This is a genomic window from Lysinibacillus sp. NPDC056185, assembly GCF_047737915.1.
Taxonomy (GTDB): domain Bacteria; phylum Bacillota; class Bacilli; order Bacillales_A; family Planococcaceae; genus Lysinibacillus.
The window spans coordinates 1-1,667 of the sequence record NZ_JBLLLQ010000084.1 but is presented as its reverse complement, the minus strand read 5'-3'; the positions used below and the strand labels follow the sequence as shown (position 1 = coordinate 1,667).

Below are 1,667 nucleotides of genomic sequence, written 5' to 3'. Positions count from 1 at the left end.
CGGTGCTGCAGGGCGTGCCCTCGGTACTGCGGCTGCTCGCCGACGAGCCCGGCTGGGCGGACTGCGGTTCGCTGCGGCTGATCTTCTCGGCCGGCGAGCCCCTGTACGCGGAGGTCGCGCACCGGCTGCTCGCCCCGCTCGGCCCCGATACCGCGCTCTGGAACACCTACGGCCCCACCGAGTGCTCCATCGACATCACGGCCCACCTCTTCGACCGGAACCAGACGGCCGGCCCGGTGCCGATCGGGCGGCCGATCGACGGGATGCGCGTCCTGGTGCTCGACGTGGATGGCGAACCCGTGCCGATCGGGGTGCCGGGCGAGCTGTACGCGGGCGGTCCGGGGGTGGCCCACGGCTACTTCGGCCGCCCCGAACTGACCGCGGAACGCTTCGTGCCCGATCCGTACGGACCCGCCGGTTCCCGGCTCTACCGCACCGGTGACCGGGCACGCTGGCGCTCCGACGGCGTCCTGGAGTTCGCGGGCCGCGTCGACGACCAGGTCAAGGTCCGCGGAGTGCGGATCGAACCGGGCGAGGTGGAGAGCGCGCTCGCCGGGCACCCCGAGATCACCGGCGCGGCGGTCGCCGTGCACAAGGACGCCGAGGGCGTCGGACGGCTCGCCGCCTACATCGTGGCCCGCAAGGAGCTGCCGCCCGCCGAACTGCGCGGCTACCTGCGGGCCAGGCTGCCCGACTACCTGGTTCCCTCGGTGTACGTCCCGCTCGCCGAGCTGCCCAGGACCAGCAGCGGCAAGGTGGACCGGGCGGCGCTGCCCACCCCGCCGGACCAGGACGGCGAACCGGACGACGAGACGTACACCGCCCCGCGCACCCCGGGCGAACGGACCGTCGCCCGGGTGTGGTCGGAGCTCCTCGGTGTCGAACGGGTCGGCGCGCACGACGACTTCTTCCAGCGCGGCGGCTACTCCCTGCTGCTGAGCCGACTCTCCGGCATGCTGCGGGCCGCCACCGGGCACAGCCTCGCCCTCGGTGAGCTGCTCGCCGCCCCGACCGTGGCGGACCAGGCCAAGCTGCTGTCCGCGAGCGGACAGGACACCCGGCCCGTGCGACCCGTGCCCCGCGGCACCCCGCTGCCCCTGTCCTCGGCCCAGCAGCGCCTGTGGCTGTTGGACCGGATGTCCCCGAGGAGCCCGGAGTACGTCGTTCCGCTCCTGCTCGAGATCCCTTCGGACACCGGAGCCGACGTCGTCCGGCGCGCCCTGGGGATTCTGGCCGCACGCCACGAGGTGCTCCGCACCCGGTACGCCGTCGAGGCGGGCGAGCCCTGCCAGATCATCGAAGCCGAACCGGCAGTCGACCTGACCGTTGCGGGCCCCGCCGTCGGCGAGGCCCCGCGCGACCGGCTCGCCGCGCTGGCCGAGGCCGAGCTGGCACGCGGATTCGACCTGGAGCACGGACCGGTGTGGCGCGCACTCCTCGTCCCGGACCACGGTCGCGCCGACCTGCTGCTGACCATCCATCACATCGCCTGCGACGGCTGGTCGTCGGCCCTGCTGGAGCGCGAGTTCCGCACGATCTGCACCGCGCTCGCGGAGGGCTTCGAACCCCAACTGGACCCGCTCGTCGTGCAGTACGCCGACCACGCCGTCTGGCAGCGGGAGCGACTGGAGGGCGAGTCCGTGCACCGGGACATCGCCCACTGGCGC

Annotated in this window: 1 protein-coding gene; it reads left to right on the top strand. The window is 73.8% G+C overall.

The features are described 5' to 3' along the window. Window positions 1-1,667: condensation domain-containing protein (locus ACMZ42_RS27000; RefSeq protein WP_415733422.1), on the top strand; the 1,667-nt coding region annotated here is incomplete at both ends.